The 14,230-nt window shown below is 32.7% G+C and carries 15 protein-coding genes; 6 read left to right on the top strand and 9 right to left on the bottom strand.

What is annotated here, in order from left to right; genetic code table 11:
• Nucleotides 1–21 precede the first annotated feature (21 nt).
• Nucleotides 22–1,329, bottom strand: a complete 1,308-nt coding sequence (rmuC, locus tag RVY88_RS00380; protein WP_011732048.1) for a DNA recombination protein RmuC — start codon at nucleotides 1,327–1,329, stop codon at nucleotides 22–24.
• A gap of 118 nt (nucleotides 1,330–1,447) precedes the next feature.
• Between rmuC and RVY88_RS00385 the strand changes: the two genes are divergently transcribed.
• The gene (locus RVY88_RS00385; RefSeq protein ID WP_162167430.1) at nucleotides 1,448–2,368 is read left to right on the top strand and encodes an AEC family transporter; all 921 of its coding nucleotides are present in this window, start codon (nucleotides 1,448–1,450) and stop codon (nucleotides 2,366–2,368) included.
• Nucleotides 2,369–2,399: 31 nt separating this feature from the next.
• Here the strand turns inward: RVY88_RS00385 and RVY88_RS00390 are convergent, their stop codons facing one another.
• On the bottom strand, nucleotides 2,400–2,609 hold the full coding sequence (locus RVY88_RS00390; protein WP_038453548.1) for an alkylphosphonate utilization protein: 210 nt from the start codon (nucleotides 2,607–2,609) through the stop codon (nucleotides 2,400–2,402).
• Nucleotides 2,610–2,826: 217 nt separating this feature from the next.
• Here RVY88_RS00390 and alaS point away from each other — a divergent pair, with 217 nt between their 5' ends.
• The 4 genes from alaS to RVY88_RS00410 are packed head-to-tail and all read left to right on the top strand — an operon-like array spanning nucleotide 2,827 to nucleotide 8,334.
• On the top strand, nucleotides 2,827–5,364 hold the full coding sequence (alaS, locus tag RVY88_RS00395) for an alanine--tRNA ligase (protein WP_162167429.1): 2,538 nt from the start codon (nucleotides 2,827–2,829) through the stop codon (nucleotides 5,362–5,364).
• Entirely contained in the window at nucleotides 5,361–5,855 is a 495-nt protein-coding gene (locus tag RVY88_RS00400; protein ID WP_002849595.1) for a hypothetical protein, read from the top strand. Before alaS ends, RVY88_RS00400 begins: the two co-directional genes overlap by 4 nt.
• Nucleotides 5,855–6,400 carry a septum formation inhibitor Maf gene (gene maf / locus RVY88_RS00405; protein ID WP_002849596.1) on the top strand — a complete coding sequence of 182 codons (546 nt, stop codon included), beginning with the start codon at nucleotides 5,855–5,857 and terminating at the stop codon, nucleotides 6,398–6,400. Before RVY88_RS00400 ends, maf begins: the two co-directional genes overlap by 1 nt.
• Nucleotides 6,397–8,334 carry a transglycosylase domain-containing protein gene (locus RVY88_RS00410; protein ID WP_251149185.1) on the top strand — a complete coding sequence of 646 codons (1,938 nt, stop codon included), beginning with the start codon at nucleotides 6,397–6,399 and terminating at the stop codon, nucleotides 8,332–8,334. The genes maf and RVY88_RS00410 overlap by 4 nt, the downstream gene beginning before the upstream one ends.
• Before the next feature lies 1 nt (nucleotide 8,335).
• Here the strand turns inward: RVY88_RS00410 and RVY88_RS00415 are convergent, their stop codons facing one another.
• The 7 genes from RVY88_RS00415 to ffh all read right to left on the bottom strand — a co-directional run bounded on the left by RVY88_RS00415 (nucleotide 8,336) and on the right by ffh (nucleotide 12,252).
• The gene (locus tag RVY88_RS00415; protein WP_002849598.1) at nucleotides 8,336–8,674 is read right to left on the bottom strand and encodes an AraC family ligand binding domain-containing protein; all 339 of its coding nucleotides are present in this window, start codon (nucleotides 8,672–8,674) and stop codon (nucleotides 8,336–8,338) included.
• A gap of 107 nt (nucleotides 8,675–8,781) precedes the next feature.
• Nucleotides 8,782–9,138, bottom strand: a complete 357-nt coding sequence (rplS, locus tag RVY88_RS00420) for a 50S ribosomal protein L19 (RefSeq protein WP_002849599.1) — start codon at nucleotides 9,136–9,138, stop codon at nucleotides 8,782–8,784.
• A complete protein-coding gene (trmD, locus tag RVY88_RS00425) occupies nucleotides 9,135–9,833 on the bottom strand; it encodes a tRNA (guanosine(37)-N1)-methyltransferase TrmD (RefSeq protein ID WP_002849600.1) in 699 nt (232 codons plus the stop codon). Before trmD ends, rplS begins: the two co-directional genes overlap by 4 nt.
• 3 nt (nucleotides 9,834–9,836) lie before the next feature.
• Nucleotides 9,837–10,367 (bottom strand): ribosome maturation factor RimM, encoded by a 531-nt coding sequence (gene rimM / locus RVY88_RS00430; RefSeq protein ID WP_002849602.1) that lies wholly within the window; start codon nucleotides 10,365–10,367, stop codon nucleotides 9,837–9,839.
• Nucleotides 10,357–10,602, bottom strand: coding sequence for a KH domain-containing protein (locus RVY88_RS00435; RefSeq protein ID WP_002849604.1), 246 nt, complete (start codon nucleotides 10,600–10,602; stop codon nucleotides 10,357–10,359). Before RVY88_RS00435 ends, rimM begins: the two co-directional genes overlap by 11 nt.
• A 5-nt stretch (nucleotides 10,603–10,607) precedes the next feature.
• Nucleotides 10,608–10,835 (bottom strand): 30S ribosomal protein S16, encoded by a 228-nt coding sequence (rpsP, locus tag RVY88_RS00440; protein ID WP_002849606.1) that lies wholly within the window; start codon nucleotides 10,833–10,835, stop codon nucleotides 10,608–10,610.
• Between the two features lie 70 nt (nucleotides 10,836–10,905).
• Nucleotides 10,906–12,252: a signal recognition particle protein gene (gene ffh, locus RVY88_RS00445; RefSeq protein ID WP_010400988.1), complete on the bottom strand. Its 1,347-nt coding sequence runs from the start codon at nucleotides 12,250–12,252 to the stop codon at nucleotides 10,906–10,908.
• A gap of 318 nt (nucleotides 12,253–12,570) precedes the next feature.
• Between ffh and RVY88_RS00450 the strand changes: the two genes are divergently transcribed.
• Nucleotides 12,571–13,974: an SLC13 family permease gene (locus RVY88_RS00450; protein ID WP_011732054.1), complete on the top strand. Its 1,404-nt coding sequence runs from the start codon at nucleotides 12,571–12,573 to the stop codon at nucleotides 13,972–13,974.
• Nucleotides 13,975–14,230: the final 256 nt, after the last annotated feature.

A 14,230-nucleotide genomic window follows, 5' to 3' on the forward strand; every position in this document is an offset into this window, starting at 1 on the left:
AAGATAAATTTATATTAAAAATTAAATTAAATTATTTTCAGCTGATTCGTTATAAATTTTAGATATATTTTTATTAGTTTTTGCACCAAGTTTTTTTAAATTCTCAAATCTGCTTAGCAAATTTCCGCTGCCATCATATAGAGTTGTTTTGCTAGAACTTACTGTTTTTATAACCGTGTTCAACTGACTCTCTAACTTATCGAATTGTTCAGTAAATACTCTAAATTTATCATACATTCTACCGGCCTCAGAAAGAATTCTCATAGCATTCTCATCGCTTTTTAAATTTCTCCAACATATATAAACCGTTTTTAACGCCATCAAAAGAGTAAGCGGAGTTGTGATGAAAATGCCCTTTTCATAAGCATACTCGTATATCGTGCTGTCTTGATTTAACGCGGTGTAAAATATGCTATCGTTTGGCACGAACATAAATATATATTCATACGTTTTAGTATCGTAGTCTTGATACTCTTTTGAACTAAGTAGCTCAATGTGCTTTTTGATATCTCCTGCTAGAGCTTTTGCAAATTGGTTTTTTTGCTCGTCACTTTGAGCATTAAAATACGCGTTGTAATTCACAAGAGAACATTTCGAATCTATGATAGCTTTTTTACTTTCGCCAAAATCCACAACCACGTCTAGGTATTTTTGATTTCCGTCTTTATCTTTGTAGCCGACTTGTTTAAAATAGTTTTTTCCATTTATCAATCCGCTAGCTTCTAGTACGCTATCAAGCTGTATCTCACCCCAATTTCCTAGCACTTTTTTGTTACCGTTTAGCGCATCTGCGAGATTTTTGGCTTGTGAGATTATGTTTTTTGTTTCTGTTTTGAGATTTTCAAAATTTGCTTTAAAAATCGTACTTGTATTTACGCTCTCTTTTTGATATTTTTCTATCTCGTTTTTGAGAGGATTTATCAGATTTTCAAGAATCTTTTGTGAATTTTCGCCAAGAGACTTCGTATTTAAGTTCAAAAGATGTTGGCTCATCTCTTTTGTTTTTAGCTCAAAATACTCTCTAGTTTTCAAATCCAGCTCGTCTTGTCTTGCTTTTAACTCCAAATTTAGATTGATCTGCTCATCTAATTTAGTCTTTAGCTTTGCTTTTTCTATCTCGCCTTCCATTTTTTGCTCGTTTAAATTTTGGATTTTGTTTTCTAAATTGAGTAGTTCAGATCTATTTTCATCAAATTTGATCTGTAAATTTAAAAATCTTTCGTTTTGTAATTTAAGCTCAAATTTAAACTTATCTATCTTTAAAAACTGATAAAAAATCAAAGCTCCAAAAACAAAAATAACCAAAGATAAAAGTATATAAATTTCCATATTATTTCCCGAATTTTATTTTAGATAAAATTATATCTTAGATTTTCTTAAAAACTTTGATTTAATATACCAAAAGTGCTATAATGGCGCTTTTTGCAAACCAGATCCGGAGTAAAACATGGAATATATATTTAATGCGCTCTTGCCTATTTGCCTGATAATAAGCACTGGGTATTTTTTTAAAAGTATCAAATTTCCATCTACTGAGTTTTGGCCTAAGATGGATAAATTTACGTATTATGTTTTAATGCCCTGTTTGCTGATATATGAGCTAGGAAGCGTGGATCTGGATATAAAAAGTACTATAAATATAGTATTTTCTTCACTTAGCTCCCTTGGAATAATGCTAGTTATATTGGTGCTTTTAAATTTAATAATCCGCTTTAAAAACGCCGAATTCACGTCCGTCGTACAAGGCGGAATCAGATTTAACACATACGTATTTTTAGCTCTTACATCTGCGATATACGGTAAAGACGGCTTAGTTGTCGCAGCCATAATCATAGCGTTTGCGATACCTTTTGTAAATATACTTTGCATATCAATTTTTGCCATATACATCAAAAACGGCAAGTTTTCTATACAAAACTTCATAAAAACGATAGTAAAAAATCCACTTATAGTTGCTTGTATAGTCGGATATATCTTAAATTTAGCAAATGCCTATATACCTACTTTTATCTTTAAAAGTCTTTCTATAGTAAGTCACGCCGCATTGCCTATGGGGCTTTTATCTGTGGGTATAGGCTTTGAGCTAAGATCGATAAGCTCGGCCAAAAAAGAGATCTTAGTAAGCTCATTTGCAAAACTAGTGTTGCTGCCTATCATAGCGTATTTGCTAGCTAAACTCATGGGAGCAAACGGTTTATATCTAGCGGTAGCTACTTTATACGCTGCGATGCCTACGGCTCCGACGTCTCACATACTATCAAGAGAGCTTGGTGGAGATGTAAATTTGATGAGTTCTATCACAACTTTTGAGATTTTACTCTCTATGGCGACGCTTTTTGTTATCATACCGATGCTTGGATCTATGTAGTTTAAATTTAAATAATTTCTAGTGTATTAATTTAAATTTTCTTTAGAAATTCCGTTTTTAAAACAACTGTTCCTATACCCGGTATCTTGCATTCGACTTCATTATCTTTGCTTATAAGTTTGATGTTTTTTACAGTTGTACCGCGTTTTATAGTGGCGCTAGCACCTTTTATTTTCAAATCTTTGATAACAGTTACGCTATCTGCATTGTTTAGTTCATTTTGATTGCTATCTTTAGCCATTTTAGACCTTTGTAAATTTAAAAATATTATACAATCTTTATTCTGAAATATTAATATTTTACAACTAATACATAATCCATTTCCATACTTTAAGCACAATTAAATATACTTAAATATAAAAATAGTAGAAAATCAGACCAAAAAATACAAATTCACTAATTTTTTAATAAAATTGTGCTAGAATTGGAGTTATTTTATAAATTATAGGAAATTTAATATGGATATTAGAAAAGAATATTTGGATTTTTTTAAAAGCAAAGGACATGAGATTATAGCATCGGCTCCCCTAGTACCAGATGATGCGACCTTACTTTTTACAAATGCTGGAATGGTACCTTTTAAAAGTATTTTTACAGGAGACGTTCCAAGACCAAATCCGCCTATTCGTACAAGCTGTCAAACCTGCATAAGGGCCGGCGGAAAACACAATGATTTAGACAATGTTGGTTATACAGCGCGCCACCATACTTTTTTCGAGATGCTGGGAAATTTCAGCTTTGGCGAATACTTTAAAAAAGACGCCATATCTTACGCGTGGGAGTTTGTCACAGAAGTGTTAAAGTTACCAAAAGACAAACTTTATGTTACGGTTCATGAAAAAGACGACGAAGCGTATGAATTATGGCAAAAATTTATACAAAAAGATAGAATTTACCGCTTTGGAGATAAAGATAACTTCTGGGCCATGGGTGATACTGGACCTTGTGGACCTTGTAGTGAGATATTTTATGATCAAGGAAGTGAGCATTTTAACAGCGATGAAGACTATATGGGTGGTGATGGAGATAGATTTTTAGAAATTTGGAATCTTGTATTTATGCAGTTTGAAAGAAGCAAAGACGGCACTATGACTCCTCTTCCAAAGCCTTCTATAGACACAGGAATGGGGCTTGAGAGAGTTACGGCCATAAAAGAAGATAAATTTAGCAACTACGACAGCTCGCTATTTATGCCTCTTATTAACGAAGTTGCAAAGCTTTGTCATAAGCAGTACGAGTATAAAACAGGAGCTAGCTATAGAGTGATCAGCGATCATATCCGCTCTGTTACGTTTTTACTAGCTCAAGGCGTAAATTTTGACAAAGAAGGACGCGGATATGTATTAAGACGTATATTAAGAAGAGCCGTTCGCCACGGATACTTACTTGGTATAAAAGAACCGTTTATGTATAAACTAGTTGATAAAGTAGTAGAGCTAATGGGCGAACACTACTCGTATCTAAAAGAGAAAAAAGAGTATGTAAAAGAGCTTATAAAACTTGAAGAAGAGAGATTTTTAGCTACTATAGTAGCGGGGCTTGATCTATTTAACGAAGAGCTAGCAAAAACCTCTAGCAACGTCTTTAGCGGCGAAGTAGCATTTAAACTATACGATACTTACGGATTTCCGCTTGATCTAACTGCTGATATGTTAAGAGAAAAAGGACTTAGCGTAGACGAAGCTAAATTTGACGCTCTTATGAATGAGCAAAAAGCACGCGCAAAAGCTAGCTGGAAAGGTAGCGGAGACGCCGCAAAAGAGAGCGGAGACTTTAAAACCTTACTTGAAGAATTTGGAGAAAATAAATTTATAGGATATGATAATCTAAAAAGCAGCAGCAAAGTTTTAGCACTTTTAAATAGCGAATTTAAAAGAGTAAATGAGTTAAAAAACGGTGAAATCGGATACGTGATGCTAGACTCTACTCCATTTTATGCACAAAGCGGTGGACAGTGTGGAGACACCGGTATGTTAGGTGAAAATCAAGCTCTTGATACTAAAAAGTATTTCGGTCTAAATTTAAGCATGATAGAAGCAAAAAACAGCATAAAAATAGGCGATATAGTACTTTGTGAAGTTAGCTTAAATAGACTAGAGATTCGCCGTCACCACTCAGCCACTCACCTACTTCAAGCAGCACTTAGAAACGTCTTAGGTGCTCATATAGCTCAAGCCGGAAGTAGCGTAGAAGCCGATAAGCTTAGATTTGACTTCTCTCATCCAAAACCAGTAACAAAAGAAGAATTAGAAAAAATCGAAAATTTCATAAATGAAGCGATCTTAAAAGGTGCACCAGCAAAGATAGAAATTATGGATATACAAAATGCTAAGAAAAGCGGAGCTATAGCTCTATTTGGTGAAAAATACGCAGATAAAGTCAGGGTCTTAACACTTGGCCCATCAAAAGAGCTTTGTGGAGGAACTCACGTAGAAAATTTAAATGAGATAGGAAGTTTTTTTATCGTCCGTGAAAGCGGAGTAAGCGCAGGAGTAAGGCGTATAGAAGCGGTTTGTTCTAAAGCGGCACTTGAGCTATCAAAAGAGTTCAGAAAAGAGATAAACGATATAAAAGATAGTTTAAAAGGTGCAGATCCGTTGCTTTCTATAAAAAAGCTAAAAGATGAGATAAAATCACTGCAAAACGATCTAAAAAACGCTTCAAATACAAAAGATTTAGACGTGAAAGATATAAACGGCGTAAAGGTTGTAGTATCTAAATTTGATGGAGATATAAAAAGCAAAATAGATGAACTAAAAAATAAATTTGATAAAGTAGTCGTATTTTTAGCCGGTGTAAAAGACGGCAAAGTAAGCTTAGGATCAGGAAGCAAAAACACAAGCATAAAAGCCGGAGAATTAGTAAAAACAGTGGCTCCTATAGTCGGTGGAGGTGGAGGCGGAAGAGATGATTTTGCCACTGCCGGAGGTAAAGATGAAAGCAAAATAGACGAAGCTCTAAATGCTGCTACTAAATTTATAAGTGAGAAACTTTGAACGTAACAAATACCGCATTTGCAAGAATTGATCAAATAGCACCGTTTATACATATAAGCAGTTCAGTGTTATTTATAGCTGTACAATTAAGCGTAGTTATATTTTCTAGATATTTTTTCAAAGATATTGAGCAAAACACACATAGATACAAAACTATTTTGAAAGAATTTAGGCGTTTTATGATAAGTGAACTATGCTTAATATCAGTTATTTGCATAAGCGGAATATTTCTTCTTAGCAGAGATGAGTTCAAAATCTCAGATCCTATGATAGAGGCGATAGTTGCTACAAAATGGGCTTTGATGCTATTTATATTATCAAACATCGCATATATGTGGCACAAATTTAATCTAGCCAAAAATGCATTTTTAAACGATGAGGTTATCGGAACTCATGAAAATTTAGTTTTAATCATATATTACTTTACTCCATTAAATATAGTTTTATCGTTTATAAGCATATATCTTGGTATAACTTTTAGAGGAATTTGATGATTATACTGGCTTCTAGTTCTCCTTCAAGAGCGAATATACTATCTCAGTTCAATATAGAATTTAAACAAATTATCATGGAATATGACGAAAGCTCCATACCAAAAACATCGGCAAAATCATACTCTATGAATGTTGTTACAGAAAAATCAAAGCAGTTTTTTTCTAAATTTAAAGATGAATTTGCAAATGTTTTATTTGCCGATAGTAGTGTTATTTGCAATAATATTATACTAAATAAAGCAAAAGATATAGACGAAGCAAGATGGATGTTAAACTTGCAAAGCGGTAACTTTACTAGCGTATATACAGCGATGAAGTTTTTTGGGAATAAATTTTGCATAGATATGCTTAGCGTTGCTACGTATAAATTTAATATTTTTGATAAAGACGATATGCAAAACTATCTAAGTAGTGGTCTTTGGCAAAAAAAGGCGGGGGCTATGATGATAGAAGGATTTAATGAAAAATATATACAAAAAAGCTATGGTAATAAACAAACTGCCATGGGACTTGATATAAAGAGTTTAAAGGTATTTTTATGAAGCATATTTTTGGCTTTTTTACTATAATTGCAATTGCGATATTTGCAGCTCTTATATATTTTTACTCACAAATCAGAGTAGATATATCTGCCATAGTAGAGTATAAACCAAAACTAACAACTCAAATTTTTGACAGAAATGGAGACCTTGTAGCTAATGTTTTTGACGAAGAAAATAGACAATATGCAAAATATCAAGAGATACCTCCAAGAGTTGTCGAAGCATTAGTCGCAGTTGAAGATACAAGCTTTTTTGAGCATGGAGGTATAAATGTAGAAGCTATTTTTAGAGCAGCCATAAAAGATATAAAAGCAATGTCATTAGTAGAAGGAGCCTCCACTTTAACTCAACAACTGATAAAAAATATGGTTCTAACACGCGATAAAAAATTTACTCGTAAATTAAAAGAGGTTATTTTAGCATTCAAGATAGAAGAAGATCTGACCAAAGAAGAAATTATCGAAAGATATCTCAATCAAGTATATTTTGGACACGGCTATTATGGTATAAAAACAGCAGCACTCGGATATTTTAAAAAAGAGTTAAATGAACTTACTATAAAAGAGACTGCTATACTAGTAGGACTCCCAAAAGCACCTAGTAACTATGATCCTACTAGACACATAGATCTATCTTTGTCACGTGCTAATGGAGTTATTACAAGACTGTATGCATTAGGCTGGATAAGTGAAAACGAATACACTCAGGCCTTAAAAGAAACTCCTGTAGTATATGATGAGACATTAACACAAAACAGGGCTCCGTATCTAGTAGATGAAACATTAAAAGAAGCTTATAAAATATTTCCGGATATAAAATACGGTGGATATAAAATCACATTAAATGCCGATCTCAAAGTACAAGAAATAGCGCAAAATGCGCTTAAATTTGGATATAACGAGATATTAAAAAGAGATAAAAATGCAGATCAAAATTATCTAAACGGCGCTATGATAGTAACTAATCCTGCAAATGGTGAAATACTAGCATTAGTCGGAGGTATCGACTACGCAAAAAGTAACTTCAACCGTGCCACGCAAAGTGAGCGCCAACCAGGATCTAGCTTCAAGCCATTCATATACCAAATCGCTCTTGATCTTGGCTACTCTCCTATGAGTAAAGTAGCAGATATATCAAGAGTATTTGAAAATGTAAATAGAAGCGAAGAGGATAAAGACTGGAAACCAAAAAATTATGGTGGAAATTTTGAAGGATACATAACTCTTAAACATGCTTTAAGACAGTCTCGTAATTTAGCCACCATAAATCTTTTAAATTCTATAGGATTAGACGTAGTTCAGCAAAAACTTTCATATTTTGGTTTTAATAATATACCTCAAAATCTTTCAATAGCACTTGGAAGTTTTGGAGTAAGCCTTATAAACTTTAGCGAATATTACTCAATGTTCGCAGGTTTAGGAGAGCAGAGCAAATCAAGGCTAATAAAATCCATCGAAAGCACAAACGGCACATTAACAACATATGAGCAAGAAAGTTCTAAAATCATAGATCCTCAGCAGGCGTATTTAATGATAGATATGCTAAAAGATGTCGTAAATGCCGGAACCGGGCGAAATGCAAAAGTTGAAGGTATAGAAGTAGCAGGAAAGACAGGAACTACAAATAATAACGTAGATGCGTGGTTTTGCGGATTTACTCCTGAAGTCCAAGCCATTATCTGGTATGGAAACGATAATAATCTACCTATGAGAAAAATAGAAGGTGGCGGAAGAACCGCAGCTCCTGTATTCAAGGAGTTTATGACAAATTATATAGAAGCATTTCCTCAAACTAAACGTAAATTTGAAACCCCAAATGGAGTATATCATAAAATTTATGAAGGCATAGATGAAATATATACAAGTACTTCTCCACTGCCTTCACAAAAAACAGATGCAATCTCTACTCAAGAGAGCGATGGGTTAATATTTTAATTTAATGTTTTAAATTTGTAACATTAAAAACACGACTTTCACTATCAGATTTAGCCAAACTAAGTCTAATTATAGAGTCACTTAAAGCTTCTAAAGAATGTGGAATATTCGCATCAAGAGTTATGAGATCAAACTCATCAAGCCTACTTTCTTTTTCATTTACATAGAACATAATAGAGCCTTTCAAAACCTGCACTATGATAGTAGCTGGAGCTTTATGTTCGGCCATTATAGATCCACTTTGCATAGATATTCTAATCTCTTTGCTAAAATTAGTTTCGACTAGTTTTATTGCTTTTACGCCATCAAAAGATGTTGTATTAAATACTATTTTTTCCATAATATTCCTTTAAATTTTAAAATATTATAGTAAATTTTAAGATAAAATTGATTGATATAGATTAAGAGTATCACGCCTTTTTTGACGTGATATTATAAAAGTTATAATTATTTTTTAAGTTCTTTAATTCTTGCAGCTTTACCGCGTCTATCTCTTAGATAAAATAGCTTAGATCTTCTTATACGTCCTCTTCTAAGAACCGTAATACTCTCTAAACTTTCGCTATAAATAGGGAAAATTCTCTCAACTCCAACACTATTTGCACCTATTTTTCTGATGATAAAAGTCTCCCCAGAACCGCTACCGCGTCTAGCTATACAGATACCTTCAAAATTCTGAACTCTAGTTTTATCGCCTTCTTTGATACGAATAGCAATTCTTAAAGTATCGCCAGCACGAAAATCAGGCACAGACTTGTTTTCAATTTGAGCATTTTCAAATGCTTCTATGTATTTGTTTCTCATCTTTTTTCCTTCTGTTTTTTTGGCGATCTGAGTTTTTGATATAAATCAGGGCGGAAGAACCTAGTTTTACACAACGCCATATTGTTTTTCAAAGCGTTGATTTTACCATGATTACCCTTTAAAAAAGCTGAAATAACGCTCAAACCATTATATACGTTTGGCTTAGTAAAACTCGGAGATTCTAGCATTCCATACTCAAAACTCTCGATGTCAAGCGAATTCGGATTGCCTAAAACTCCATTAAGATTTCTTGTGATAGCATCGCACATACAAAGTGCTCCAAGCTCCCCGCCGGTCATTATAAAATCACCTATACAAAATACCTCATTAACTTTTTCTTCTATAATTCTCTCATCAATACCCTCGTATCTTCCGCAAATAAAAGTAATATTTTCAAATTTAGATAGTCTTTTTGCGTCATTTTGAGTAAATTTTTTACCTGCTGGAGTAAGATAGATAATGTGAGTACTATCCAATGAGTCAATAGCATCAAATACGGGCTGAGCTTTCATAAGAAGCCCTGCACCTCCAGCTATCATATAATCATCTACTTTTAAATGCTTATCTGCGCTAAAATCTCTTGGATTTATGAAGTTTAACTTTATAATACTACTCTTGATCGCCCTTGAAAGTATGGAGTCATCAAAGTACGGTTTAATTAAATTTGGGAATATAGTTATAAAGTTAAACTGCATAATTTATGAATTTTTTAATATATCTAACGAATTTTTAACCTGAATTTTTTTAGATTTTATATCTATATTTTGAGTAAAATTATCATTGTAAGGTATATAAAAATTGGAATTTAAACCGGCTTTTACGAGATCGCCCTCTGTTTTTATACTGAATAAAAATCCAGCTCCAACTTCTAATATATCTATTACCTCTCCGAGCAAAATTTTATCTTCAAAAACATTACAACCTATGATATCAAAATAGAAAAATTCATCTTTTGCGAGCTTACAATCTCTTATAGTATCATTAATACTTCTGTATAAGATATAATTCACAAGCGTTTTAGCAAGATCTATGCTATCATAATTTTCAAAAATTACCAGATTGTTATTTCTATCATAACTTTTTATGACAAATTCTTTACTATTTATATCATAGAATTTAGCACCATTTTTAAATTGATTAGGAAAATCACTGCGGTCATGGAGCTTTAAAGCCCCTTTTAAACCAACAGTCTTTCCAAGTATGCAAACCTCTACAAAATCACTCTTCAATAGCTTTTACCGTAATTCTATATGATGTTGGATCTTTTGCTTTGCAGCCTATAATCACTGTTTTAATAGCATTTATCATTTTTCCGTCTTTGCCTATAAGTCTACCCGTATCGGATTTACTTGCATATATGATTATCTCATCGAAATTTTCACCAAGATGTATTTTTTCGGTTTTTATCAGCTCAGGACAATCGGCTATGAGTTTTGCGTACTCTTTTAAAAATTCTTCTACCATTGTGATTATTTTGTTATTCGAGCAACTCTGTCGCTAAGTTTTGCACCAACACTTTTCCAATACGCAAGCCTATCAGCATCAACTTTAACAACCTCTGGTTCTACCATTGGATTATAGTATCCTATGCTCTCTATCCAACCGCTATCACGTCTTTTTCTACTATCTGTAACAACTATACGATAAAATGGTCTTTTATTACGCCCCATTCTTGTTAGTCTAACTACTGTTGCCATTATTTTTCTCCTCATTATTTTTTTTAAGGCTTAATTATAGCTAAATTTTAGCCATAAGTAAGCCCTAAATTTATCTAGGGCGATTTGAATTTGCCATCATAGAAGCAAATCCTTTCATGCTGTCTTTATTTGAAAATCTTTTAGCAAGTTTTGCTGCATTGCTAAACTGTTTTAAAAATTTATTTACTTCTATCTGACCTATTCCTGCTCCAGCTGCAATTCTACGCTTTCTAGCATTATTTAAAAGATCCGGATTTTCACGCTCTTTTGGAGTCATAGAATCTATCATAGCTTTTATATGTTTTATCTCTTTGCTATTATCAAGATCTATATCTTTTATCTGATTTGCCATATTTCCAAGACCCGGTATCATCCCTATAAGGCTTTTCATACTTCCAAGTTTTTTAACACTCTCAAGCTGAGCTAAAAAGTCATTAAAATTAAACTCACCCTTTTTGATTTTTTTGTTTAATCTTTTTGCTTCTTTTTCATCTATTATCGTGCTTGTTTTTTCAGCAAGCGTTGCCAAATCGCCCTCGCCCATTATACGACCGACGATTCTATCTGGTATAAAGCTCTCTAGATCCGCCGGTTTTTCACCTACACCGACAAATCTAAGCGGAATATTTATCTGTTTTGCTATGCCAATAGCAACGCCGCCTTTTGTATCAGCGTCAAATTTACTTAAAATCACGCCTGTTATGCCAAGCGCCTCATTAAAGCTAGCAGCAGTTTTTACGCCGTCTTGTCCGCTCATAGCATCAGCTACGTAAAATATCTCATGCGGATTTATAGTTGATTTAATATCTTTTATCTGACTCATAAGAGTTTCATCTATAGCAAGACGACCTGCGGTATCGACTAAAAGAACGTCATACAACTCGTTTTTTGCTTTTTGTAAGGCATTTTTAGCTACTTTTATAGGATCGTTTTCATTTTCCATATAAAATAGCTCAAGCTCATTTGCGGTGCAAAGCTGACGCAATTGCTCAACTGCGGCTAAACGCTGCAAGTCGCAAGCTGCGATTAAAACTTTTTTCTTACGAACTTTTAGATAATTAGCTAGTTTTACGGTAGTAGTCGTCTTTCCGCCACCTTGAAGTCCGGCCATCAAAACTACGGTTGGAGGATTGCTCGCATAAACAAAGCCGCTACCTTTATTTCCGTCGTTTGGAGCAGTTAAAATACTTGTTAAATTTGATTTAATGCTATCTAAAAATTGTTTTTGACCAATTGAAGTCTTTTTAAGGTCGGATTCTACTAAATTCACTAATTCTTTAGTAACTTTGTGATGAACATCTGCTTTTAAAAGTGCTTTTTTTAGGGTATCAAGCGCATTTTTAAGCGCCTTTTCATCATCGACAAATTTAAGTTTATTAACAGCTGATTTTAATGATTCACCTATAAGTTCAAACACAATTTACCTTTATAAATTTTATTAAAAGGTGCTAATTATAGCTTCTATTTACTTTGAAATTGTTTAAATGCTTTTTTGATGTAAATCTATTTTTGTTTAGCAAGTATCTATATACAAAAATTTAATAAAATTTAAAATAATACTATAAATATATAATTATAATATTTTTATGGTAAAAATTTATTATACATAAAGAAAAAATATAATAAAATATATTAATAAAAAGATAATTTTATTACACATAAATATTTATAAATTTGAAAAATAATGCAAATAAAATATTATAAAATATATTTAATGTAAATACGAGGTAAACTTATGAAATTAAAAAGTAAAATTTATATGACAATAAAATCAAAAACACAAAAACAAATTTCATTAGGCTTGATAGCCGCTATACTCCCTGCTCTACTAGTAGCAATTCTTAGTATAGCGTACTTTGAAGCTTCTTTACAGATAGGAGCTTTTGTAGGTATTTTGACCTTGCTTATCATATTATGGACAAATCAAGCTTTACCTTTAGGCATCGTATCATTGCTACCTATCATACTTTTTCCTGCTTTTGGAATTTTAGATGTAAAAAGCACAACTGGAAACTATGCAAATCCTATAATATTCTTATTTTTAGGCGGTTTTATGTTGGCAACTGCTGTTGAAAAAATAGGCCTGCATCGAATCATAGCTAAAAAAGTTTTAAGTTATTTTCCATCAACTCCAAAAGGAGTTATAACAGCATTAGGACTTATTAGCGTGATGCTTGGAAGTGCGCTTTCAAACTCCACGGTAGCATTACTTCTTATACCAGTGGCAATGTCTATATCTAATGATCCGATTTTAAAAACTCGTTTTTTGCTATCAGTAGCTTTTGGTGCAAGTATAAGCGGAATTACTACTCCTATCGGAACGCCTCCGAACCTAATTTTTATAGGATTTCTAGAAACGGCTCTATTTGAAAGTATAGGATTTGTAACTTGGATAGCTATGATGCTACCACTAACGCTATGTATGTTATATGCTATGGTAAAAATTTTATCTTATAATATAGGAGATCATACTTTACAAAATGATATTTTTAAAGATATAAGCATAAATTTAGAACACAAAAGACTTATCGTAATGATAGCCGCTCTACTTATAATTTTACTTTTAAATTCGCCTATAAAACCTATTTATCCCGGACTTGGATTGAATGAAAATGTGATTTTACTGGCGTTTGGACTCTTAATGTTTATACCAAAAATAGGATTTTTAAAATGGGAGGATTCAAAGTCTATTCCTTATGAAATAAATTTTTTATTCGGAGCTGGATTTTGCATAGCAATGGCGATATCTGAAATGCAACTCGGAAATTCGTTTAAAGTTATTTTTGAATTTTTTGGCACTCTTCCTATATTGGTTTTTCTGCTTTGCGTCTGTATGGTTGTGCTATTTTTAACTATGTTCATAAGCTCAACTGCATTAATAGCAATTTTGCTTTCTATTATATTTGCCTCTACAAAAGGATTTCTAGATCCTCAAATGCAAAGTTTAGTTATGCTTGTAGCGACTATTTGCGTTGGTTTTTCTTTTATGTTTCCTATATCGACTCCACCAAATGCTATCGTTTTTAGTAAAGGAGAGATTAAAATTTGGGACATGTTTCGCTTTGGGATTTTGCTTAGTTTAGTTGGAGTTACATTTATAATTATACTTTCTATGCTTTATTGGAGATGGTTTTTGTAAGTATTTTGTTTTATTAATATACCATAATGAGTTATTATATTTTTATTTATTATTAATAATATATTTATTGTACTATAATATGATTTTGGCTAAATTTAATATCTGGTATTATGCTATGTTAAGTTTGATATCATTAAATCATAAGGAGAGAAAAATGATGGGGGGGGTGCGTTGAAAAACCTAAAACTCGGAACCAAATTAGTTCTTATAGTCGGTATTATCATCACTATAGGAATTGCGATTTTAAGCTATATTG

This window comes from Campylobacter sp. TJR-1, assembly GCF_032840035.1.
GTDB lineage: Bacteria > Campylobacterota > Campylobacteria > Campylobacterales > Campylobacteraceae > Campylobacter > Campylobacter fetus.

Bases quoted from the DNA above. Each gene is read 5' to 3' on its own strand.
- rmuC (WP_011732048.1), bottom strand. From the start codon at position 1,329: ATGGAAATTTATATACTTTTATCTTTGGTTATTTTTGTTTTTGGAGCT.
- RVY88_RS00385 (WP_162167430.1), top strand. From the start codon at position 1,448: ATGGAATATATATTTAATGCGCTCTTGCCTATTTGCCTGATAATAAGC.
- RVY88_RS00390 (WP_038453548.1), bottom strand. From the start codon at position 2,609: ATGGCTAAAGATAGCAATCAAAATGAACTAAACAATGCAGATAGCGTA.
- alaS (WP_162167429.1), top strand. From the start codon at position 2,827: ATGGATATTAGAAAAGAATATTTGGATTTTTTTAAAAGCAAAGGACAT.
- maf (WP_002849596.1), top strand. From the start codon at position 5,855: ATGATTATACTGGCTTCTAGTTCTCCTTCAAGAGCGAATATACTATCT.
- RVY88_RS00410 (WP_251149185.1), top strand. From the start codon at position 6,397: ATGAAGCATATTTTTGGCTTTTTTACTATAATTGCAATTGCGATATTT.
- RVY88_RS00415 (WP_002849598.1), bottom strand. From the start codon at position 8,674: ATGGAAAAAATAGTATTTAATACAACATCTTTTGATGGCGTAAAAGCA.
- rplS (WP_002849599.1), bottom strand. From the start codon at position 9,138: ATGAGAAACAAATACATAGAAGCATTTGAAAATGCTCAAATTGAAAAC.
- trmD (WP_002849600.1), bottom strand. From the start codon at position 9,833: ATGCAGTTTAACTTTATAACTATATTCCCAAATTTAATTAAACCGTAC.
- RVY88_RS00435 (WP_002849604.1), bottom strand. From the start codon at position 10,602: ATGGTAGAAGAATTTTTAAAAGAGTACGCAAAACTCATAGCCGATTGT.
- rpsP (WP_002849606.1), bottom strand. From the start codon at position 10,835: ATGGCAACAGTAGTTAGACTAACAAGAATGGGGCGTAATAAAAGACCA.
- RVY88_RS00450 (WP_011732054.1), top strand. From the start codon at position 12,571: ATGAAATTAAAAAGTAAAATTTATATGACAATAAAATCAAAAACACAA.